The following is a 20,908-nucleotide window of genomic DNA, read 5'->3' as shown; positions in this document are numbered from 1 at the left end:
CGGCGCGGGGGCGGGCCCGGCCGGCTCAGTGCCGTACGGGCCCGCCGGGCCCTCAATGGTCCGCGCAGCAAGGAGTCGGGTCCGGCACCTCGAACGGGACCAGGGTGCCGCCCACCGCGGGCATCGCGGCGAGCACCAGCTCGCCGTCCCGCCACTGCGGCCGGACGAAGTCCCGGGTGACCACGCGGGTCGCCGGGTCCGGCCCGTCCGGCGCCCCGAGGACCCGGACGCGCTCGATCGCCGAACCGCTCACCAGCTCGGCGACCGTGAGGGTGCCCGTCAGGCCGTCCGCGCCCGGATAGAGCACCGCACGCCCCGCCCCGTCCCAGGCGCCGTCCTTCACCTGGTGCCCCTGACCCGTGAGGCGGCCCCTGGCGCTCTCGATGACGGCCTCGGACCCGGCGGCCAGGGACAGTGCCACCCGTGGCCGGCCACCGTCGGCGTCCCGCACCAGATGGGTGCAGCCGAACGCGTCGGGAGGGAGCGCGAGTCCGGCGGCAAGGTCCCGCAGCAGCTGGTCCGCCTCGTGCAGCCGGGTCACCGAGGTGTCGATGCCGATGGCGTACGGCGGTGGGTTCACGACGGCAGGACCCAGACCGGGTTGGAGTAGAACCACAGGTCGCGCCACGGGTCGGCGTCACCGACGACGTCGATGGCCGGGCCCGCCGGGTCGACGGACGCGCCCATCGCACCGACGGCGGAACGGTTGCCGTCGGTGCCGCGCAGCCGGAGGTAGACGGGGCGGTCGACGCGGCCCAGGTCGTAGGTGACGCGGATGGTGCCGGTGGACTTCTTCACCTCGTAGGACTTGACGACCTTCGCGCTCGGGGCGGTGAACGTGTCCTTGTCCTTCACCACACCGGTGACATCGCCCTGGATGACGTCGACGCGGGCCGGCGTGGGCTGGAAACCGGCCCAGTTGGGGCCGCCGGCCGGAGTCACCTCCACCGTGAGGGTGACACGGGTGCCCTTCTTGACCTGGAGGGCACCGCCCAGGGTCGCCCAGCGGCTGCCGCCCGACACCCGGACGTCGAGGCCGCTGATGAGCTGGCCGTGGTCGACCCAGACACGGCCGGCTCGGATGCCGTCCATGACGGAGGCGTAGGAGAAGTCCTCGGCGCCGACGTGCGTACGGCTGTAGTAGCCGGGCCAGAAGTCGTTCTCCGTGATGTCGATCCGTCCGCCGTAGACCGGGTCGCCGTAACGGCCGTCGGCGTCGAAGTCGCCACCGCCGCGGGCCGCGGTGTCGCCGTAGATCTGGTGCGAGTCGGAGTTGGCGGTGATCCACCACGGCTTGCCCTCGGCGAGCAGGCTGTCCCACAGTCCGCCGACGGTGGCCGTCATCCAGTCGAAGCCGCCCCAGGTGCGGTAGCTCTCCAGCGGGTAGCCGGCGAAGGAGTCGCTGCCGGGGCTGTTGTTGTAAATGCCGCGTGCGCCACCGGGACCGAGCGGCTCGGGCAGGCCGCCCGCCTGGTGGCCGGGTGCGCCCTCGAAGCCGACCGCGATGCGGTGTCCGCCGGAGGTGGCGTCGCGCCAGGCGCGGATCTCGTGCGGGGAGTCGATGCCCTTGCGCGCCGGGTGGTTCGCGAGCATCAAGGCGTCCTTGACCTTGCGGCGCTTGACCTGCTCGGAGAGGAAGGTCAGGCCGGCGACGGCGAGCGCCTCGTTGGCGGGGGTCGAGCCGGTGGCCTCCTTCACGGCGCCGTCGTAGCCGGTCTCGAACTGCTTGAGTACGGAGACCTCGTTCCTGCCCGGGTGGACGAAGACGGTGCCGTGCTCGGCGGCCGGGATATTCCATTCCAGACCCTGGAAGACAAGGGTGTCCTCGTAGGCGGAACGGGCCGCCCTGATGTCCGGGTTGACCTTCTCCACACCGATCCTGGCGTGCGTCTCGCTGCCGTGGTCGGTGATGACCAGCCAGTCCATACCGTGCCTTGCGCCCTGGCGGACCTGGTCGACGACACGGTACTTGCCGTCGCTGCTGTACTGCGTGTGGATGTGGTGGTCGCCCGCCAGCCACAGGAAGCCCTTGGAGCCGCGGCGGTCTGAGCGGGTCCCGGCGGCGTACGCGGGAGCGCTCGCCGCACCGGCCAGCACGCTGCCCGCGGCCACACCGGCACCGAGCAGCCCGGCCCGGCGCAACAGGGTGCGGCGGGACTGCTGTTCGGGATTCAGCGCCTCGTCAGGGACGGAGGTGTCGAAGGCGGCGGGCAGGGGCGCCGTCTCGTGCTGGTGGGGGTGACTGTGGTCGTGATCGTGATGGTGATGCCCGTGTCCGTGTCCGTGTCCCATGACGCTCCTCATGGCTGATGACCGCTGGCGATGGATCGGTACCGCCGGCTACGCGTGTGCCGCGCGGGCCGCACGAGGAGACTCGCGTCAGAAGGTGAACGTCGAACGGCCCCGGCATGGCCGCAGTGAGGTCGGCTGCATCCGCCAGGAGGTTGCGGACCAAAACCCGGGCGATATGCCCGATTTCCATGTCCGCAGTCTCCCCTACGCGGACCTCAACCGAGGCACGGCTCGGCGGGGCTGAGCAACTGGGTGAACTGCTGTGCGGGCGCGGGGATCTGTACGGATTCGCTCTTCACGCCACTCAGGGTGGCCGCGTAACCGTACGCTTACCAGGGGTGATCGCGGTACGTGACCAGCGCGTACCAGTACGTACGACGACGGGTACCGGAGGTACCGGTGGTTCTGGAAGACACGATCGGCGACGACGACGGCTCGCAGGACGCGGCGGACCTGTTCCGGGTCATCGGCCGCCAGCTCCGCCGGCTCAGGGAGCGCGCGGACCTCACCCAGCGGGAGCTCGGTGAGCGGCTCGGCTACAGCGAGGACCTGATCCGGTCCCTGGAGCGGGGCCGCCGCACGGCGCAGCCGGAATTCCTGGACGCGGCGGACGAGTTGCTGGGTGCGGGCGGGCTGCTTCGGGCCGCGAAGGACGACATGGCCAGGGCGAAGGCACGGGCGCGGGTGAAGCATCCGGCGTGGTTCCGGGACTATGCGCGCCTGGAAGCGGACGCGGTGGAACTCTGCTACTACAGCAACCACACCGTTCCCGGGCTGTTCCAGACCGAGGCACACGCGCGCGCTCTCTACGCCATGCGCAAGCCGCTGCTGGACGACGAGACGATCGAGCAGCGCGTGGCGGCCCGGCTGGCCAGGCAGACGCTGCTGACCAGCCGGCCTGCTCCCATGGTGAGCTGCGTGATCGAGGAGGGCGCCCTCCGCCGACCGATCGGAGAGTGGGACATCCACAGATCCCAGTTGGAGGAACTGCTCCAACTCGGTCGACTGCGCAACGTGGAGCTCCAGGTCATGCCGCTGGACCGGCCTGAACACGCAGGCATGGGAGGCCCGTTCATCCTGCTCACCCCGGAGGGCAGGCCCCAGGTCGGTTACCTTGAGGTGCAGAACATCAGCCGGTTGGTCACCGACTTGGCGGAAGTCCGCATCTTGGCCGCACGCTACGGATGCGTTCGGGCTCAGGCACTCTCGCCACGTGAGTCCTTGATCCTGATCGAAAGGTTGCTGGAAGAGCGATGAATGCCGAATCGCGCGAGCAGAACCCCTCCGCTCACTCGTGGTGGAAGAGCAGCTACAGCTCCAACGAGGGCGGCGAGTGCGTCGAGGTGGCCACCACCGAACACGCCGTCCTCGTCCGCGACTCCAAGGACGTCACCCGCCCCCACCTGACCGTCGCCCCCGCCCGCTGGACGCACTTCCTTCGGTACGCCGCCGGGTCCTGACGCCGAGGGTGCGTCAAGCCCCGCTGCCGGCCGGGAGCAGCAGCCGGAAGGTGCAGCCTTCGCCGGGGCCTGTGTCGAGTTCCAGGCGGCCCCCGTGGGCCTCGGCGATCGTCGAGGCGATGGCGAGGCCCAGGCCGGAGCCGCCGTCGTGTGGGGCGCCGGAAGCCGACGGGACACGGTAGAAGCGGTCGAAGACCTGCTGCGCTTCCTCCGGCGACAGACCGGGGCCGTTGTCCGCCACCTCGATGACATGGGCCAGGGTGCCGGCGGGCAGGGCCGACCCTGTGCTGGTACGGCCGGGGCGGTCGGTGCCTCCGGTGCGCGGGCCTGCGCGCAGGCTCCCGACGCGTACCTGGAGCCGGGTGCCCGGCGGGGTATGGGTGCAGGCGTTGTCCAGGAGGTTGGCCAGCACCTGGGCCAGCTGGTGGGGGTCGCCGGAGGCCTCCACGACGTCCAGCTCCGCCGGGCCGCCGCCGGGCCCGGCCCCGAGGGGGGCGAGGGCGATGCGCCGGGCCGGGTGGCGTGCGGCGGAGGCGGCGATGCCGTCGGCGGCCAGCGAGAGCAGGTCGACGGACCCGTGCTCGGTGGTGGGGGCGTCGCCGAGCTTGGCCAGCAGGAAGAGGCTGTCGACCAGGCGGCTCATCCGGTCGGCGTTCTGCGCGATGAGCTCATGGGCCTCACGCCGGCGGGCCGGGGACATGTGCGGGTCGTCCAGCAGGAGTTCGGCGAAGCCCTGGAGGGAGGTCAGGGGGGTGCGCAGTTCGTGCCCGGCGTCCGCCATGAAGCGGCGCAGCCGCCGTTCCGTCCTGTCCTTGCGGTACAGGGCGGCGCGCAGCTGGTCCAGCATGGTGTTGAAGGCGATACCGAGGCGGCCGACCTCGGTGTCAGGGCTGGTGTCGGCGACGTTCTGTTCCAGCTGACCGCTCGTGATGCTGCGGGCGGTGTGTTCGACGCGGGTCAGCGGCCGGAGGCCGAGGCGTACGGCGGCGCCGCCCAGCAGCATGACTGCGCCCGCGGCGAACGCGCCGATGGCCAGGCTGAACCAGAGCAGCTTGGACGTCGCCTCCTCCACGGAGTCCAGGGGGAGGGCGACGACGGCGCCCATCCCGTCGGGCCCGGAGTCGGCGACGACGCGCCAGCTGCCTCCACCGTCCTTGGCGGGCACAGTCGCGGGGCGTCCGTCCACGGGATCGCGCGCGGCGATGTCCTCGGCCAGGTGCGGTTCGCCCCGGCCGGTGCCGAGCGAGTCGGGCAGGAGGCGGCCATCGGCGTCGTAGAAGTAGACACGGAAGTCCGAGGGCAGGGTCTCGTGCGCGGGCGGCCGGTGGGCGGGCGCGGTGCCGTTGGCGATGTCCCGGTAGACGGGCTTGGGCGGGCGGAAGTCGGTGAGCCGCTCGTCGACCTGCCCGACGAGCCAGGAGCGCATCAGGGTCAGCCCGGTGGCCTGGCACACCAGGACCGCCGCGGTGGCGAGGACCGTGGCGATCAGGACCAGGCGCGTACGGAGGGAGCGGGGGCGCAGAGAACGGGGGCGCAGACGCCTCGGTACTCCCCTCACGCCGTCGTGTCCCGTGGCAGGCGCAGGCAGTAACCGACGCCACGCACGGTGTGGATGAGCAGCGGCTCCGTGCGGTCGATCTTGCGGCGCAGGTTCTTGATGTACGTGTCGACGATGCGCGTGTCACCGGCGAAGTCGTGGTGCCAGACCTTCTGCAGGATCTGCTGCTTCTCCAGCACCTTCTCCGGCTGTGCGATGAGGCAGGCCAGCAGCCGGAACTCCGTCGGTGACAGCGGCACCCGCTGCCCGGCACGGTGCACCTCGTGGGCCTCTTCGTCGAGGGTGAGGTCGGCGTAGCGCAGCGGTGGGCGCTCGGCCGGCGGCGGTGCGTGCGGTCCGGCACTGCGGCGGAGGATGGCGCGCACCCGCAGCAGGATCTCCTGGACGTGGAACGGCTTGGTGACGTAGTCGTCCCCGCCCGAGCTGAGGCCGATGATGCGGTCCTCGACCTCGGTGCGCGCGGTGAGGAAGAGGACCGGGGTGTAGACGCCCCGGGCGCGCAGTTCGCGCGTCACGGTGAAGCCGTCGGTGTCGGGGAGCATCACGTCCAGCACGATCAGGTCAGGCCCGCCCCGGCCGGTCTCGGACAGGGCGTCCTGCCCGGTTCCGGCCGATGTGACGGCGTACCCGGCGGCGTGCAGGGCGGAGGTGAGCAGGGTGCGGATGCTCGGGTCGTCCTCGACGACCAGAACGGTGTGCCGGGCTGATGCGGCCGTCACGGCTGGTTCACCTCGGGTGGTACGGGCGGTTCATGCGTCGGCCGGGCGGGGGCGCGCGGTACGGCTTCCACCGTACTGGGCGCCCGCCGCGACCTGCGGATACGTGGGCGTGGTGGCGCCCCGGACCGGGTCGGGCACATCCGGGTCCGGGGCGCCGGTGGTCAGCCGGTGACCTCCTTGTTCTTCGCCAGTGCCTCGGTGCGCGCGGTGACGGTCGTACGCAGCGTGGCCACGGCCTTCTTCAGGGCCGTCGCGTCGCCACCGGCCTTCTCGGCCTGTCCGGCGATGTCGTCCAACGCCTTGGTCGCGGCGCCCGAGCCGAAGTACTTCTCGTACAGCTCGCTGTACGCCTTCCTGTAGACGCCGTCGAACGCGTCCAGCTTCAGGAAGCGCTCCTTGAGGGCGTGGCCGCCCATGCCACCGCCGGCGCCACCGGGGCCGCCCTCGCCTCCGCCCGGCATCCCGGCGCCGTCCGGAGGCTCCATGCCGTCGGGCAGCTCCATGCCCTCCGGCAGTTCGGGCATGCCCTGCGGCGGACCGTCCTGCCGGCCGCCGGCGTCCTGCCCGCCGGCGGCCTGGCCGCCGGTGGCCTGACCGCCTTCGTCCTGGCCCTCGGTCGCCTGGCCGGGCCGGCCGCCGCCGCCCATGCTCATCTGGTCGTCGGGCCCCGCGTCGGTGTCTCCGCTGAAGGTGAGGTTGTAGTCCCAGCCGAGTACGGAGAACTTCTTCGTGTCCAGGTCGTACCAGAGCAGGTAGTTCTTACCCGGCCCTGCCATGTCGTCGAAGTTCATCAGCAGGTTCTGCGTGGCGACGTACTTGGCGAACGATTCCACGTCGACGTGCTTGTCGAGGTCCGCGGCGAACTCCTTGTCGGACGCCTCGTCGACCCACTTGATGAACTTCATGACGGGTTCGAGGTCCTGGCTTCCGACCTTGTTGAGCTGCCGGAACGACGTCTCGTAGCCGGAGGGGTCGTCGCCCTTGTAGGCGAAGCTGCCGCCCGCCCGGGCCTTGTACAGCACCCCGTTGCCGTCGACGTCCTCGGCGTACTCGGTGTCGGGATTCTCGACCATGAGCCGGGTGACGGCCGGACGGTCGTTGACGGTCACCGTCGTGAAGCCGTACCGCTCGGCCTTCTCCCCGCTCTCGTCCGTCAGCGACAGCGCCAGCGCCTCGTTGAGCGGAACCTGCTCGTCGGGTCCCGGGCGCAGCGAGATCTCCCGCTCGCCCTGGTAGGCGCGGCCCTCGACGAATTCGTCGATCTTGATGAGCAGGGGGAGCTCTTCCGGCTTGTCGGCGGAGAGGTCGTACTGCGTCATCCCGCCGCCGCGCCCGGCGCCACCGGCAGCTGCCTTGTCACCACCGGCGGCGGCGTCACCAGCCCCGGCCTTGTCGCCACCCGCAGCTCCGCCACCACCCGCGGCCTTGTCGCCACCCGCAGCTCCGGCAGCACCCGCGGCCTTGTCACCACCCGCAGCTCCGGCACCACCAGCGGCACCCGCACCACCGGCACCGCCGGCGGCCTTGTCACCGCCACCCGCGGCCTGGCCGCGTTCCTGTCCGCGGCCCTGCCCCGCTCCGCCCGGCATTCCGCCGCCTGCGCCGCCCTTGTTGCCGCGCAGGGACATCAGCGTGGAGTTCCCCTTCAGCCGGATCCCCACGTCCTGGAGGTAGACCCCGTCGATGGTGACGTCCGCCTTGATGGGGTCCTTGGTCCCGTCGTCCTTGAACTCCTTCATCATCTTGTCGAAGTCGGTCTGCTCGTACGACAGATGGATCGAGTGCTTGACGGTGGTGTCGTAGAGGTCGACCGAGCCCTTGACGTCGTCGGTGATCGTGTTGGCCTCCACCTGCGAGGCCGAGGTGACGTAGGGCGAGATGCGGGCGTCACCGAAGGCGTACACCATGACGGCGAGGCCCACGCACAGCGCTCCGGCCGGTTTCCAGTGATGCCGCAGCCGCACCGGGAGGCGGTCCTTCAGCCGCCTGCGGCGCACCGGCGTCGTACCGCCGCTCATCACAGGTCGGTCGTGTCGTAACCGGTCAGTACCGTCACCCGCTGCCCCGAGGTGCGCTCCTGCAGGGCCGTGACGAGGTCACCGGGTTCGGTGCCCTTCTTCATCCGGACCGTGTAGAACACCTCGTTGAGCGCTCCGCCGCGGATCGTCTCGGTGCTGACCAGCTCGAACTCGCTGGTGTACTTGATCAGCACGTCACGGATGGCCGGCGTGTAGTCCTCGCCCGCGGGGACCTGGACCTTGACGACCTGGCGCTGGACGTTCAGTGCGAACCAGTTGAACTTGAACATCACGAGGATCACGACGCAGATCACGACGGCGCCGACGGCGGCCAGCGTGTAGAAGCGGGCGCCGCAGGCCATCCCGATGGCCATCGCCAGGAAGATGAAGCCGACGTCCCTCGTCTCCTTCACCGCGTTCCGGAAGCGGACGACGGACAAGGCGCCGACCAGGGAGAACGCCCGTGCCAGGTTCGAGCCGACGACCAGCATGATCAGGGCGACGATCATGCCGACGATGACCAGCGTCTGGACGTAGGACTGGCTGTACGAGACGTTGCGGTGCGTGTACCGGTAGGTGTAACCGATCACCGTGCTCAGGATGAACGACAGCGCCATGGCGGCGACCACGTCGGCGACGCTGAACGTCCCGCTGAGTTCCTGCAGATCGAAGTTCATTGTGCTCCTGCTTTCACCGGCGCGTGCGGCGCCGCCGGCTGCCCCAGCGGCAGTCGGGTGTGGGGGGTGGGGGGCGGACAGTCCGCCTCGGCCACGTGGAAGACCGACCTGGGCGCCAGGCCGAACGCTTCGATGGACTGCACGTACTTGCTGACCCGCACCAGGCTCAGGTTCCGGCGCGCGGCCAGGTCCGTGATCCAGTACGGTGTGCGCTCGTTGACCTTGATCTCCATCACCGTCATGTGGGGCGGGATGGTGAACCTGTTCTCCGGTGTCTCGGTCCCGAAGTGGAAATCGCGGTCACGGCCCCGGATCCGCCGGTCGAAGGTGACTCGCAGCCCGGTGTCGGACGCTCGGCCGACCAGCGCCTCTCGCTGGTATCCGGTGATCGCCGTCGGGCGGAGGTTCAGCCGGATGACGAGGTCCAGCACCTCCTGGATGAAGGGCCCCTCCTGGGGCGAGTGCTCCACCATCTCCCGTGCGTCGCACAGCCTTCTGGCGGTGGCGTACGGCAGGGTGATGCGGCGCTTCTGCGTCACCCGGTTCACGCGCTGCTTGATCTCCACGCACACCGGTGACTCCTCGGTGACACCGTCGAGGTCTCCGTAATGCCGGATCCGCAGCTTGCGCCGGAACTTCAGGCCTTCGATCTTCTCCCAGTAGAACCGCAGCTCGGGGCTGTCGTAGTACAGGCTCCAGACCCCGTAACCGCCCACCGGGCTGTTCAGGTCGCGGTCCATCCGCTCGCCGAGCTCCTCCCGGATCCCGGCGGCCTGTTCCACGGGCACGAGGTACTTCAGCTCGAACCGGTTGAACGCGTGCAGCCTGCTCGCCACGTGCAGCGGCTGGTCGCCCTCGGGGGCCGGGGCGTCGCCGTCCCGGGACCCACGGGGTGCGGCCGTGTCGGGTCGCGACACCTTGCGCCTCCTTGCGTCTGAGTGCCGGACCTGGCCGGCACGGACACGCAATCAAGGGCGCATGAGGAAGCCGTGAGAAACACGGGTTGATTGCAGGAGGATCCTGGGTGACATACGGATGAACACCAGGCGGCACGCGGCAGACCGGGGCTCCACGGACGAAGGGCCCGGAATCCTCTCGGATCCGGGCCCTTCGTGGGTGTACGGGGTCGTCAGCTGCCGTCGCGCAGGTCGCCGAGGCCGATGGGCCTGAAGGCGATCCGGTCGAATGTCACCGTGCAGCCGTCGCCGGTGGGCGACTGGGCGAGGAAACCGATACGGGCCGCCGCCCGTGCCTCGTCCGTGCCGAGGGTGAACAGCCGGACGAAGGTCCAGTGCTCACCGTCCGGCGAGGCGTGGAAGGCGAAGGAGCTGCCGATGCGGCTGAGCCGCAGCCAGTGGCTGTCCCCTTCCACCACGGCGGAGTTCACGTCGTCGGAGTGGCCCCGGGTGACGACGGTGCAGATCGTCGGGTGCTCCGGGGAGAGCTCGAGGCAGAGCTTGGCCCACTCCCGCTCGCCGACATGGAGGTAGAGCACCCCCGCGTCGAAGGGGGCGGCGAAGCCGACGCGAACCCGGGCGATCAGCTGGAAGTCGCCCTCCGGGGCCGGGCCCAGCAGACGCGGTGCGTCGGTGGCGGGCTCCAGGCCGCCGCCGGGCGGGACGAAACGGTCCTGCTCCGCCCCTGCCGTGCCGGTCAGCACACCTTCTCCGTACGCCCATCCGCCCTCGGGCCCGGCGGGCTCCAGAGGGAAGGGGAGCTCGGGGAGTCGCACGGTCGTCATGCGCGCCGCCCGTCGACCCGTCGCGGCAGGTGCTGCGGGTTGTCCTCGCGGAGCTCGGGCGGCAGCAGCGCCTCGGGGGTCGACTGGTAGCTCACCGGACGCAGCCAGCGCTCGATCGCGGTGGCGCCGACCGAGGTGGAGGTGGAGGTGGTCGCCGGGTAGGGCCCGCCGTGGTGCTGGGCGGGAGCGACGGCGACACCGGTCGGCCAGCCGTTGACCAGGACACGGCCGGCCACCGGGGTGAGCTCGGCCAGCAGGCCCGCTGCGCCGCCCGCGGCCTCATCCGTGGCGATCTGGAGGGTGGCGGTGAGGTTGCCCGGCAGACGGGACAGCACGGCTGTGATCTCGTCGGCGGAGTCGTAGCGCGCGACGACGGTGACGGGGCCGAAGCACTCCTCCAGGAGCGCGTCGTGCGGTCCCTCCTGGGCCAGCCGCCCCGCCGGTACGGTCAGGAAACCGGCCGAGACCGTGTGCTCGCCGCCCGCGCCCGGGGTGACCGGGGCATCCACGTCCGGGAGCGCGGCCCGCTCGGCCACCCCCTGGACGAAGGCGTCGCGCATCCGGTGGTCGAGCATGACCCCGGAGCCCGTGCCGCTCACTGTCTCGGTCAGCGACTTCAGCAGCTGGTCGCCCGCCGGACCTGACGGGGCGAACACGAAGCCGGGCTTGGTGCAGAACTGCCCGACGCCCATGGTCATCGAACCGCCGAGCCCGGCACCGATCTGCTCACCGCGCTCGGCGGCTGCGGCCTCCGTGATCACGACCGGGTTGAGCGAACCGAGCTCGCCGTGGAAGGGGATCGGGGTGGGCCGGGCGGCCGCGGCGTCGAACAGGGCGCGGCCGCCACGGACCGAGCCGGTGAAACCGGCGGCGGAGACGAGCGGGTGCTTCACCAGCTCCACACCCGCCTCGAAGCCGTGGACCACGGTCAGGACGTCCTCGGGCAGGCCGTGCTGCGCCGCGGCCCTGCGCAGGAGCGAGGCGCAGAGCTCCGAGGTCGCGGGGTGGTCGGGGTGCGCCTTGACGACGACGGGGCAGCCCGCGGCGAGCGCGCTCGCGGTGTCGCCGCCGGGGACGGAGAAGGCGAGCGGGAAGTTGCTGGCGGCGTAGACGGCGACGACGCCGAGCGGGATCTTGTAGCGGCGCAGGTCAGGCCAGGGCGGGGTCCTGCTGCCGTCCTCGTGGTCGATGTGGATGTCGAGGTAGGCGCCCTCGTCGACGACCTCAGCGAAGGCCCGCAACTGGGCCGCCGTACGGGCGAGTTCGCCGGTCAGCCGGGCCGGGCCGAGCGCGGACTCCGCGTCGGCCGCCTCGATGACGTGTTCCTCGGCCCCGGCGAGCAGGTCGGCCGCGGTACGGAGGAACGCGGCGCGTACGGTGCGGTCGGCCAGCGCCCCGCGCGCGGCGTGCGCCGCCCGGACCGCACGGTCGACCTCTTCCGCTGTCGCCTCCACCGCAACCTGCTCACGCGGGTTCCCCGTTCGGGGGTCGACGCTCCAGACTGGTGCTGCTGCCACCGTGATTCCTTCCGGTCCACTGCCACACAGGAGAAGTTGTTCGGTATTCTGAACAGCGTTCCTGATCGTGAATACACAGGAACTCTATTTCCGGGCGCTCAGTGTTGGCAAGAAGTTGCAGGGTCGTACAAGCAGGGTGGAAGGGGCATGAGGCATGTCGGTTGGCGAGTCCGGTGGGGCGCAGGTCAAGTCCGCTGTGAGGACGGTGGAACTCCTCGAGTACTTCGCGGGGCGGCCCGGTATGCACTCCCTGGCCGCGGTGCAGGAGGCCGTCGGCTACCCCAAGTCCAGCCTCTACATGCTGCTGCGCACGCTGGTGGAGCTCGGCTGGGTGGAGACCGACGCCACGGGCACGCGGTACGGGATCGGCGTCCGCGCCCTGCTCGTCGGCACCTCGTACATCGACGGTGACGAGGTCGTCGCCGCCGCGCGCCCCACCCTGGACCGGCTCTCCGACGACACCACGGAGACCATCCACCTGGCCCGGCTGGACGGGACGAACGTGGTATACCTCGCCACCCGGCAGTCCCAGCACTATCTGCGCCCCTTCACCCGGGTCGGCCGCCGGCTGCCCGCGCACTCCACCTCGCTCGGCAAGGCGCTGCTGGCGACCCACAGCGACGAGCAGGTCCGCAAGATGCTGCCCGAGACGCTGCCGGGGCTGACGGAGCACACCCTCACCGACCGCGAGAAGCTGATCGAGGAGCTGCACCTCATCCGCGAGCAGGGTTACGCGGTGGACCGCGAGGAGAACACCCTGGGGCTGCGCTGCTTCGGCGTCGCGATCCCGTACCGCACTCCGGCGCGCGACGCGATCAGCTGCTCGGTGCCGGTCGCCCGGCTCACGCCGGCGCACGAGCAGATGGTCAAGGACGCACTGTTCGACGCCCGCGACCGGCTCACCCTGGCGACCCGCAGGCTCTGAGCGCCCGGAGCGGGAGAGGCACCGGAGCGGTGCGCCTGAGAAACCGGTGAGAAGGAACACGGACGGGAACGTCTCCGGCGCCCCCGTTCGTCCCTCAAGCGGGATGAACAAGACGATCAGGCGCGCTTCGGTCTTCTGCCTGCTGATGGTTCTCGCACTGCTGGTGCGGGCGACCTGGGTGCAGGCGTACGAGGCACGGGCGCTCGCAGACGACGAACACAACCGGCGGAACACGATCGCGCAGTACGCGCAGCCGCTCGGTGACATCATCGTGGCCGGCTCCCCGGTCACCGGTTCGAAGGAGACGGACGGCGACGACCTCCGGTACAAGCGCACCTACACCCAGGGTGAGCTGTACGCGTCGGTCACCGGCTACAGCTCGCAGGCCTACGGCGCCACCCAGCTGGAGGGCATCTACAGCGATGTCCTCGACGGCACCGACGACCGGCTGAAGAATCCCACCGACGTGATCACCGGGAAGCAGACCGCCCCCGGCAACGTCCTGACGACGATCGACCCGAGCGTGCAGAAGGCCGCCTACGAGGCGCTCGGTGACGACCGGGGAGCCGCGGTCGCGATGGACCCGGAGACCGGGCAGATCCTGGGCATGGTCTCGTCCCCCTCCTACGACCCCTCCGACATCAGCGGGACGGCGGACGGCGACACCTGGCAGAAGCTGCTGGACGACACGAGCAAGCCGCTGGTCAACCGGGCACTGCGGCAGCCGCTGCCGCCCGGCTCGACGTTCAAGCTGGTGGTCGCGTCGGCGGCGCTGGAGAACGGCCTGTACGACTCGGTCGACGACCCCACGGACAGCCCCGACCCGTACACCCTGCCGAACACGACCACGCCCCTGTCCAACGAGAACCCTTCGGCCCCCTGCAAGAACGCCACACTGCGCACGGCCCTCCAGTACTCCTGCAACAACGTCTTCGCGAAGGTGGCGGCCGATCTCGGCCAGGACAAGCTGAAGGCGATGGCCGACGCCTTCGGCTTCGACACCGAGAAGCTGGACGTGCCGGTGCGGGCCTCGCAGAGCGTGTACCCGAAGGGCATGGACAAGGCACAGACCGCGCTGACCGGCATCGGTCAGTTCGAGGTGACCGCGACCCCGATGCAGATGGCCATGGTCTCGGCCGCCCTCTCCAACGACGGCGAGCTGGCCTCGCCGCACATGGTCTCCAAGGTGACGGACGCCGACGGCTCCACGCTGCAGGAGTATCCGGACGGTGACACCGAGCAGGTCGTGAAGGCGTCCACCGCCGAGCAGCTCCGCAGCGCGATGGTCACCGTCGTGGAGAAGGGCACCGGCAGCAACGCGAAGATCGACGGCGCCGAGGTCGGCGGCAAGACGGGAACCGCGCAGAACGGCGTGGACAACAGCAACACCCCGTACGCCTGGTTCACCTCGTACGCGAAGGACGACTCCACAGGGAAGCAGGTCGCGGTCGCGGTGGTCGTCGAGGACTCCGGCGCGGCCCGCTCCGAGGTCAGCGGCAACGGCCTGGCGGCGCCGATCGCACAGAAGATGATGAAGGCGGCCCTGGCGGACTGAGGGAGCGAGCGGGGCCGCACACCTCCGCTCTCAGCAACGGGCTGATCGCCCTGTGCGGCGGTTTCTTCGGCACCAGGGCTTCACGTTTCCCCCGTGTTGCGCCTTACTGGGAATCGCACACGTCGAAGCGCTTCCGGGGTCCTCATTGGTACGCTCTCGCCCCGCGAACGGACTTGGGAACGTACACAGTCCGTCCGAGCGCGCAGGGATCCAGTGCCGGAGAAGGGGTACACGTGGGCACCGTCGTGGATGATGCCGCTGCCGCCGAGTTCCACGCGTTCTTCGAGGCGCATTACGCCGAACTCGCCCGGCTCGCCCATCTGCTGACGGGTGAGGCGGATGCGGCGGACGATCTGGCGGCCGACGCGCTCATGGCGCTCTGGCACCGCTGGGACCGCGTCAGGGGTGCCGACCACCCGGTGGCGTACGCCAGGGGGGTCGTCGCCAACCTGGCCCGTACGCGCATCCGCAGCGCGGTCCGGGAGCGCCGAAGAATCGCGCTGTTCTGGGCTCCGCGCGGCGCCGGGGACGGCTATGCGGCGGACGGGCCCGATGTGCCGGCCGTGGTGGACGTCCAAGGGGCACTGCGCAGACTGCCGTTCCGTAAGCGTGCGTGCGTGGTTCTGCGGCACGCCTTCGATCTGTCCGAACGCGACACCGCTCTGGTCCTCGGGATCTCGGTGGGTACGGTGAAGAGCCAGACCTCGCGCGGTGTGGCGGAACTCCAGCGGCTGCTCGGCCCCGAGGCCCCGGCGGCACAGGTGCAGGTGGCCGCCGCCGGACAGCGCACCGGAGGAAGGCACTGATGGACGAGGACCTGCGGGAGCGGCTGCGCGCAGCCGCCGCTTCGCACCGCCCCGACCGGGCACGGATGCTGGCCAGGGTCGAGCGCGGCATGGCGCAGGAGCCACCGGCCCGTCCCGCCCGCCCGCCTCGTACGCCGATGCCGTGGCTGCGGGTCGTCGGCGCGACGGCGGCGGTGTGCGGGGTGCTGACGGCCGGGGCGTTCGCGGTCACATCGACGGCCGGCCGTGAGCAGCCTGCGGGCGGGCAGCGGGTGGCCGCCGAGCCCTCGACGTCCGCCTCCGCGACACCGCCCCCTGGCCGGGGCGGTGTGCTGCCCGCCGAGGACGGACCGCTGACGTCGAAGGGTTCGCTGAATCCGGACAGCAACGACTACTGGGCGCAGAGCGAGGTGACGGTCACGACGGCCCGGACACTGTCCACGCTCACCGTCGAACTGCGGATCGCGCTGAACGGCGGGGTGAACAGCACCGGTTCCTGGCGCTCGCTGCCCGAGAAGGACTTCGTGGTGTCGGCGCGCGAGGAGGACGGCCACCTCGTCTACCGCTGGACCCTGAAGCAGGGGCGGAGCGTACCGGCCGGGACGCACACCTTCGCGGGGCAGTACAACCACGCGGAGGGCACCCGCGACATCGGGCGGGACGACTACACGGCGCGGGGGCGTGCGGCGGGTGAACTGACCTCGGTGGGCGGCGACTTCGGCACCGGGCGCTGAGCGAGAACAATCCGGAACCCCGGCAACCGTTCCGTGGACGGCGGCGACTGGAGGAGTGCAGGACGCTCCCCCCACCTTCCAGAACGGGATCGATCGACATGAGTGAACGAGCGCACACACACCGCCGCCGCGTCGGCAAGCGCCGCATGGCCACCGCGCTGACCGCGGCCCTGGGCCTCACCGGCGCCGCCCTGGCCACGAACATGATGCTCCAGCCCGCAGGCGCGGCACCGGCGGACGCGACAGCCGCCGCGGTGGCCGAATGGCCCACCCCCAGCGGCAGCGAGGCCGTCTCGGAGACCATCGAGGTCTCGGGCAGCTACGACGGCGGTCTCAAGGAGTTCTACGGCGAGGGAGACCTCGGCGGCGACGGTCAGGACGAGGGCCAGGACCCGCTGTTCGAACTGGCCGACGGCGCGACCCTCAAGAACGTCGTCCTGGGCTCCCCCGCCGCCGACGGCGTCCACTGTTCCGGCAGCTGCACCCTTGAGAACGTCTGGTGGACCGACGTCGGCGAGGACGCCGCCACGTTCAAGGGCAAGTCGTCGAGCTCCGTGTACACGGTGAAGGGCGGCGGCGCCAAGGGTGCCGAGGACAAGGTGTTCCAGTTCAACGGCACGGGCACGCTGACCGTCTCGGGGTTCCAGGTCGAGGACTTCGGCAAGCTCGTCCGGTCCTGCGGCAACTGCTCCACGATGTACAAGCGCGACATCGTCGTGAAGGACGTCGACGTCACGGCACCCGGCAAGTCCCTGGTCGGCATCAACAGCAACTACGGGGACACCGCCACGCTGAGCTCGATCAGGATCCACGGCGACAGCAGCAAGAAGATCAAGCCGTGCGTCCGCTACGAGGGCAACGACACCGGTGACGAGCCGGACGAGGTGGGCAGCGGCCCCGACGGCACGTACTGCCTCTACTCGGAGTCCGACATCAGCTACGACTAGGGCCTCTCGTCCGGATCACGCTGGGCCCGGACCGCGGTCGCACCGCGGTCCGGGCCCGCACATCAGGGATGCAGCGTGATCTTCCCGAACACCGGAGTCGATTCGATGCGCTCGTGCGCGCGGTGTACGTCCCCGCGTCACGCTCCTCGACGGTCACGGGGTCGAAGGGCTCGGGGCCGAAGGGCTCGGGGCCGGGAGCCCGTCGGCTGCAGCAGCGACTCCCCGACCACGGCGCGCGCCTCCGCGCGCCAGGCCGGGAAGTCATGGGCCACGGACCTCTCCCAGGAGAGCGGGAAGGTGAGTTCGTCCCTCAGCCGCTCGTAGAAGGCGGGAAGGACCCGCCCGGTGATCCCCAGGTTCACGCGTAGGGACGCCAGTCGCCGAGGTACCGGGCCGCCGTGTGCGCGCGGGCCTCGGATGCGGTCAGCTGGGGCCGGTTGCCGGGGCCGGGGACGGTGACGCGTGCGCCGGGGCCGGTGTTGCGGTACTCGGCGAAGCGCTGGTCCTGCCACGGGAAGCCCGAGGACATCGTGCCGTACGGCGTGACCGCGTCGATGCCCGCGCCGAGATGGCTGTCGCGGACGGTCAGCATCGGGTGTGCGGTGAGGTCCGACGAGGGCACCCAGGGGCGGGCCAGCTTGTAGTACGCGTCAGGGGCGGTGCTGGTGACCCGGGAGCCCAGGACCAGGTAGCCGCGCGGGTTGGCTCCGGCGGTGCTGGGTGCGAAGACGAAGCCGTACGGCGCGGAGGCCAGGTCGGTGCGGGTCAGGGTGCGGAAGTGGCAGCGGTCGTAGACGGCGGTGGCGCGGCCGAAGACGAAGTCGACGTCCCCCTCCACGTAGCAGTCGCGGTAGTACTGGCGGGCGAAGTCGGTGAGGGCGAGGGAGTCGGCGTACAGGGTGTCCTGGTGGCCGAGGAAGCGGCAGCCGTGGAACGCCGATCGGTCGCCCTGCACCTTGATCGCGACGGCCTGTGTGTCGGTGTACTCCGGGTTGTCGGAGCGCAGCCAGTCGTTGGCGAAGGTCACGTCGCGGGCGGTGAAACCTGCGGCCGCGACAGTGACGGTGGCCGATCCGCTCGTGCCGTAGGTGCCGGACCCGTCGGGCTTCGGCGTCCCTGCCGCGTTGTCGTGGACGATGACGGTGTCGCGCGGGTCGCCGCTCGCGCCGATCAGGGTGAGCTCCGCCCGGTCGGCGGTGACGAGGACAGGGCCTCGGTAGGTGCCCGGGGCGAGCACCAGGGTGTGCCCGGGTCCGGACGCGGCGTCGACGGCGGACTGTACGTCGGTGTGGTCGCCCCTGCCGCGAGGGTCGACGTACAGCGTCAGGGCGTCGAGCCGCCGGGACGGCGCACCGTAGCGGCCGAAGGGGCGCGGGCGCGCGGGCCCGGCCAGGGCTGCGGGCGCGCCGAGGGTGAGGGCGGTGCCCGCGCCCGCGAGCAGGGTCAGCGCACGGCGTCTGCTGGGCATGGCGGTACTCCTTTGGACGGGGTCTGCCGGAAGGGGCAAGGCGGGAGGGGACAGGTCCGAAGGGGACGGGTCCGGAGGGGACGGGTCCGGAGGGGACAGGTCCGGAGGGGACGGATGGGGCCGGAGCGGCGCTCTCCGGGGTGATGGAGAGCGTGCGGTGCCGCTCCGGCCGTTCGGGGGGGGTGGGTCAGCGGAGCGAGGCCCTGCCCGCGCCCGCGCCGAGGCCGACGAGCAGCGGGACGGCCAGCGGGTGGTCGACCTTCGCCCGCAGCGCCGGGGTCCAGCCGGCGCCCTCGGTGAGCTGCTCCTCGGGCACACCCGCGTTGTGCACGGCGATCAGATCGGTCCGGCGTCCGTTGACGTAGTTGTCCCCGGCCGAGAGGGAGGACTCGGACCACTTCTTGAGGATGGTCGCCTTGTCGAAGCCCTTGGGCACGGTGAACGCGTTGTGCTCGGCGACGAGCTGGGACTCGGCTCCGATGCCGTACGAGTAGCCGTAGGCGGCGCCCTTGGACGCGACGAAGTGGTTGTTGTACGAGTCGACCTGTCCGAAGCGCACCCGGGGCGCGCGCTCGTTGACGTCCTTGAAGAGGTTGTGGTGCAGCGTCACACGGAGCTTGCCCCGGTCGTCGTCCCCGGCGCTGTCGCTGTTGCCGATGAGCATCGTCTTGTCGTGGTCCCTGAGGACGTTCCAGGAGACGGTGACCAGGTCGGCGCCCCGGACGATGTCGAAGAGCCCGTCGTGCTGCTGGAACACCTCGTTGAAGTAGCTGGGCTGGTCGGCGTCGGGCCGGTCACCGTCGCTGAAGGTGTTGTGGTCGACCCAGACGTGGTCGGAGCCGTACACGACGAGGTTGTCGTACTCGGAGTTCCAGTGCCCTGTGTCGCCGTCGGTCGGGTCCCACAGGGGGAAGCAGTCGTAGGTGTCCTCGAAGGAGAGGTTGCGGATGATGACGTTGGAGACGTTCTTCACCTGGAGGCTGGCGCCGATGACCGTCGGATCCTTGCCCACGCCGATGATCGTGGTGTTGGACGGGACGTTCACGTTGACCGCGGCGGCCTGCAGCTTCGCTGACGCGACGCGGGCGTCCTCCAGCGGGCCCGACGGCACCTCGTCGGTGCCCCAGACCTCCGGGTCGTAGGCGGCGAGGTACTTCTCCAGGGTGTAGCCGTCCTGCTGGTAGGCCTCGCAGCCGATCGGGGTGCCGGTCTCGTCGGCGTTGCCGTGGACGGTCCCGGCGATCTTGATGATCTTCGGCGCGTCCCCGGCGTCCTCGAACGCGGCGATGAGCTCGGCCCGGTCGGTGACGGTGTAGACGTGGTCGGGGGTGGCCTGTGCGCCCCCCGTGGTGGAGCCGTCGGCCGAGGCCCAGCCGTCACCCGAGGGAAGTACGGCGCGCTCGATCCCCCTGCTGTGGGGGGAGGAGGCCTGGGCGGGGAGGCTCACGGCGAGGGCGAGCGAGGCGCAGCCCATCACCACAGCGATGGCGCGGACGTTTCTCATGCGTGCGGGCATGCCGAATCCTTGACTGTCGTGTGTGGAAAAGAGGGGCAAGTGGCAAGGAGGAGAGGAAGAAGAGAAGAGACGCGTCAGCTCTGCGGCCAGGTGATCCACGCACCGGGCACCGGCTCGTCGAGACGGCGTACGTCGCGCGCCGCGAGCACGCGCGCGTCCAGCAGGGCGCGGGCGGTCGTCCTGGCCACTTCGACGGCACCCTCGGGCCGGAAGTGCGTGTTGTCCTGCTGTCCCTCGGGATAGTTCGGCGACTCCCCGGGCACCAGCCAGTTGAAGAGGGCCTCGGTTCCCTCGGGTCCGAGCTCCTGCCAGCGGGCGAGCGAGAGCGCCTGGACGTCGAGCAGGGTGACGCCCTCGTCGGATGCCAGGGCGCGCATCGCGGCGGGGTACTCGCCGTGGGTGGGCCGGGCGGCGCCCTCCTCGGTGAAGCTACGGCGCTCGACCGGGGTGATCAGCACGGGCTCGGCGCGCCGGTCCCGGGCGCCCTTGACGTACTGGCGCAGATAGTCCTGGTAGGTGGTGTACGGGTCGGTGCCCCGGTCCGGGTCCTCGGTCTTCTCGTCGTTGTGCCCGAACTGGATGAGGACGAGGTCGCCGGGGCGGACACCGTCGAGGAGGGCCGCGAGGCGGCCCTCCTCGACGAAGCTCTTCGAACTCCGGCCGTTCACCGCATGGTTGGCGATGGTGAGCGCACCACCGAGGAAGAAGGGCAGGGCCATGCCCCAGCCGGTCTCGGGCGCGGCGTCGGCGTATTTCTGGGCCGCGGTGGAGTCGCCCGCGATATGGAGTGTGCGGGGCCGGGGTCTGCTCCCGCCACCGCCACCGTGCGCCGACACGGGGGTGGCGCTGAGAGCGAGGGGCAGCGCGAGAAGCGCGGCTGCCGTCCGTCTACGGGTGAGTGACACAGGATGACTGCCTCTCTCGGAGAACACACATGAGGGATGCGCGGGGAGGAGGGACCGGCGGCGGGGTGCGACCCGGACCGCCGCCGGTCCC

General features: G+C 70.8%; 20 protein-coding genes. 7 read left to right on the top strand and 13 right to left on the bottom strand.

Annotated features, from left to right (window positions below):
• Positions 1–52: 52 nt before the first annotated feature.
• Both AB0C75_RS05855 and AB0C75_RS05850 read right to left on the bottom strand, forming a co-directional pair.
• Positions 53–580 (bottom strand): hypothetical protein, encoded by a 528-nt coding sequence (locus AB0C75_RS05855; protein ID WP_362887443.1) that lies wholly within the window; start codon positions 578–580, stop codon positions 53–55.
• On the bottom strand, positions 577–2,292 hold the full coding sequence (locus tag AB0C75_RS05850) for a PHP domain-containing protein (protein ID WP_362887441.1): 1,716 nt from the start codon (positions 2,290–2,292) through the stop codon (positions 577–579). Before AB0C75_RS05850 ends, AB0C75_RS05855 begins: the two co-directional genes overlap by 4 nt.
• A 399-nt stretch (positions 2,293–2,691) precedes the next feature.
• Here AB0C75_RS05850 and AB0C75_RS05845 point away from each other — a divergent pair, with 399 nt between their 5' ends.
• Both AB0C75_RS05845 and AB0C75_RS05840 read left to right on the top strand, forming a co-directional pair.
• The gene (locus AB0C75_RS05845) at positions 2,692–3,549 is read left to right on the top strand and encodes a helix-turn-helix transcriptional regulator (RefSeq protein WP_362887439.1); all 858 of its coding nucleotides are present in this window, start codon (positions 2,692–2,694) and stop codon (positions 3,547–3,549) included.
• A complete protein-coding gene (locus AB0C75_RS05840) occupies positions 3,546–3,752 on the top strand; it encodes a DUF397 domain-containing protein (protein WP_362887437.1) in 207 nt (68 codons plus the stop codon). The genes AB0C75_RS05845 and AB0C75_RS05840 overlap by 4 nt, the downstream gene beginning before the upstream one ends.
• A 13-nt stretch (positions 3,753–3,765) precedes the next feature.
• On the opposite strand, the gene AB0C75_RS05835 is transcribed toward AB0C75_RS05840, so the two are convergent.
• The 7 genes from AB0C75_RS05835 to AB0C75_RS05805 all read right to left on the bottom strand — a co-directional run bounded on the left by AB0C75_RS05835 (position 3,766) and on the right by AB0C75_RS05805 (position 11,982).
• The gene (locus AB0C75_RS05835; RefSeq protein ID WP_362887435.1) at positions 3,766–5,310 is read right to left on the bottom strand and encodes a HAMP domain-containing sensor histidine kinase; all 1,545 of its coding nucleotides are present in this window, start codon (positions 5,308–5,310) and stop codon (positions 3,766–3,768) included.
• The gene (locus AB0C75_RS05830) at positions 5,307–6,029 is read right to left on the bottom strand and encodes a response regulator transcription factor (RefSeq protein ID WP_362887433.1); all 723 of its coding nucleotides are present in this window, start codon (positions 6,027–6,029) and stop codon (positions 5,307–5,309) included. Before AB0C75_RS05830 ends, AB0C75_RS05835 begins: the two co-directional genes overlap by 4 nt.
• Positions 6,030–6,190: 161 nt before the next feature.
• Positions 6,191–8,047, bottom strand: coding sequence for a CotH kinase family protein (locus AB0C75_RS05825; protein WP_362887431.1), 1,857 nt, complete (start codon positions 8,045–8,047; stop codon positions 6,191–6,193).
• Positions 8,047–8,724 (bottom strand): DUF4956 domain-containing protein, encoded by a 678-nt coding sequence (locus tag AB0C75_RS05820; RefSeq protein WP_099176060.1) that lies wholly within the window; start codon positions 8,722–8,724, stop codon positions 8,047–8,049. The genes AB0C75_RS05825 and AB0C75_RS05820 overlap by 1 nt, the downstream gene beginning before the upstream one ends.
• Positions 8,721–9,560 (bottom strand): polyphosphate polymerase domain-containing protein, encoded by an 840-nt coding sequence (locus AB0C75_RS05815; RefSeq protein WP_362887617.1) that lies wholly within the window; start codon positions 9,558–9,560, stop codon positions 8,721–8,723. Before AB0C75_RS05815 ends, AB0C75_RS05820 begins: the two co-directional genes overlap by 4 nt.
• Positions 9,561–9,853: 293 nt before the next feature.
• A complete protein-coding gene (locus AB0C75_RS05810; protein ID WP_362887429.1) occupies positions 9,854–10,465 on the bottom strand; it encodes a DUF1349 domain-containing protein in 612 nt (203 codons plus the stop codon).
• Positions 10,462–11,982 carry an aldehyde dehydrogenase (NADP(+)) gene (locus tag AB0C75_RS05805; protein ID WP_362887427.1) on the bottom strand — a complete coding sequence of 507 codons (1,521 nt, stop codon included), beginning with the start codon at positions 11,980–11,982 and terminating at the stop codon, positions 10,462–10,464. The genes AB0C75_RS05810 and AB0C75_RS05805 overlap by 4 nt, the downstream gene beginning before the upstream one ends.
• A 154-nt stretch (positions 11,983–12,136) precedes the next feature.
• On the opposite strand from AB0C75_RS05805, the gene AB0C75_RS05800 reads away from it, so the two are divergent.
• The 5 genes from AB0C75_RS05800 to AB0C75_RS05780 all read left to right on the top strand — a co-directional run bounded on the left by AB0C75_RS05800 (position 12,137) and on the right by AB0C75_RS05780 (position 16,928).
• Positions 12,137–12,907: an IclR family transcriptional regulator gene (locus tag AB0C75_RS05800; RefSeq protein ID WP_362887425.1), complete on the top strand. Its 771-nt coding sequence runs from the start codon at positions 12,137–12,139 to the stop codon at positions 12,905–12,907.
• 103 nt (positions 12,908–13,010) lie between these two features.
• The gene (locus tag AB0C75_RS05795; RefSeq protein WP_362887423.1) at positions 13,011–14,462 is read left to right on the top strand and encodes a penicillin-binding transpeptidase domain-containing protein; all 1,452 of its coding nucleotides are present in this window, start codon (positions 13,011–13,013) and stop codon (positions 14,460–14,462) included.
• Positions 14,463–14,695: 233 nt separating this feature from the next.
• Positions 14,696–15,268 (top strand): SigE family RNA polymerase sigma factor, encoded by a 573-nt coding sequence (locus AB0C75_RS05790; RefSeq protein WP_362887421.1) that lies wholly within the window; start codon positions 14,696–14,698, stop codon positions 15,266–15,268.
• Positions 15,268–15,981, top strand: a complete 714-nt coding sequence (locus tag AB0C75_RS05785) for a hypothetical protein (RefSeq protein WP_362887419.1) — start codon at positions 15,268–15,270, stop codon at positions 15,979–15,981. Before AB0C75_RS05790 ends, AB0C75_RS05785 begins: the two co-directional genes overlap by 1 nt.
• A 98-nt stretch (positions 15,982–16,079) precedes the next feature.
• Positions 16,080–16,928: a pectate lyase gene (locus AB0C75_RS05780; protein ID WP_362887417.1), complete on the top strand. Its 849-nt coding sequence runs from the start codon at positions 16,080–16,082 to the stop codon at positions 16,926–16,928.
• Between the two features lie 137 nt (positions 16,929–17,065).
• Here AB0C75_RS05780 and AB0C75_RS05775 read toward each other — a convergent pair whose 3' ends face one another.
• The 4 genes from AB0C75_RS05775 to AB0C75_RS05760 all read right to left on the bottom strand — a co-directional run bounded on the left by AB0C75_RS05775 (position 17,066) and on the right by AB0C75_RS05760 (position 20,817).
• Positions 17,066–17,290, bottom strand: coding sequence for a hypothetical protein (locus AB0C75_RS05775; RefSeq protein WP_362887415.1), 225 nt, complete (start codon positions 17,288–17,290; stop codon positions 17,066–17,068).
• Positions 17,287–18,396 (bottom strand): pectinesterase family protein, encoded by a 1,110-nt coding sequence (locus tag AB0C75_RS05770; RefSeq protein WP_362887414.1) that lies wholly within the window; start codon positions 18,394–18,396, stop codon positions 17,287–17,289. The genes AB0C75_RS05775 and AB0C75_RS05770 overlap by 4 nt, the downstream gene beginning before the upstream one ends.
• A gap of 187 nt (positions 18,397–18,583) precedes the next feature.
• Entirely contained in the window at positions 18,584–19,912 is a 1,329-nt protein-coding gene (locus AB0C75_RS05765; protein WP_362887413.1) for a polysaccharide lyase family 1 protein, read from the bottom strand.
• 74 nt (positions 19,913–19,986) lie between these two features.
• Positions 19,987–20,817 carry a rhamnogalacturonan acetylesterase gene (locus AB0C75_RS05760; RefSeq protein WP_362887412.1) on the bottom strand — a complete coding sequence of 277 codons (831 nt, stop codon included), beginning with the start codon at positions 20,815–20,817 and terminating at the stop codon, positions 19,987–19,989.
• Positions 20,818–20,908: the final 91 nt, after the last annotated feature.

This window comes from Streptomyces sp. NPDC048565 (genome assembly GCF_040650935.1).
GTDB lineage: Bacteria > Actinomycetota > Actinomycetes > Streptomycetales > Streptomycetaceae > Streptomyces.
This window is presented reverse-complemented; position numbering and strand designations above follow the sequence as displayed.

Coding starts and splice junctions, on each gene's coding strand:
- AB0C75_RS05770 (WP_362887414.1), bottom strand. CDS start 18,396: ATGCCCAGCAGACGCCGTGCGCTGACCCTGCTCGCGGGCGCGGGCACC.
- AB0C75_RS05785 (WP_362887419.1), top strand. CDS start 15,268: ATGGACGAGGACCTGCGGGAGCGGCTGCGCGCAGCCGCCGCTTCGCAC.
- AB0C75_RS05850 (WP_362887441.1), bottom strand. CDS start 2,292: ATGGGACACGGACACGGACACGGGCATCACCATCACGATCACGACCAC.
- AB0C75_RS05820 (WP_099176060.1), bottom strand. CDS start 8,724: ATGAACTTCGATCTGCAGGAACTCAGCGGGACGTTCAGCGTCGCCGAC.
- AB0C75_RS05810 (WP_362887429.1), bottom strand. CDS start 10,465: ATGACGACCGTGCGACTCCCCGAGCTCCCCTTCCCTCTGGAGCCCGCC.
- AB0C75_RS05840 (WP_362887437.1), top strand. CDS start 3,546: ATGAATGCCGAATCGCGCGAGCAGAACCCCTCCGCTCACTCGTGGTGG.
- AB0C75_RS05795 (WP_362887423.1), top strand. CDS start 13,011: ATGAACAAGACGATCAGGCGCGCTTCGGTCTTCTGCCTGCTGATGGTT.
- AB0C75_RS05800 (WP_362887425.1), top strand. CDS start 12,137: ATGTCGGTTGGCGAGTCCGGTGGGGCGCAGGTCAAGTCCGCTGTGAGG.
- AB0C75_RS05780 (WP_362887417.1), top strand. CDS start 16,080: ATGAGTGAACGAGCGCACACACACCGCCGCCGCGTCGGCAAGCGCCGC.
- AB0C75_RS05825 (WP_362887431.1), bottom strand. CDS start 8,047: ATGAGCGGCGGTACGACGCCGGTGCGCCGCAGGCGGCTGAAGGACCGC.
- AB0C75_RS05765 (WP_362887413.1), bottom strand. CDS start 19,912: ATGCCCGCACGCATGAGAAACGTCCGCGCCATCGCTGTGGTGATGGGC.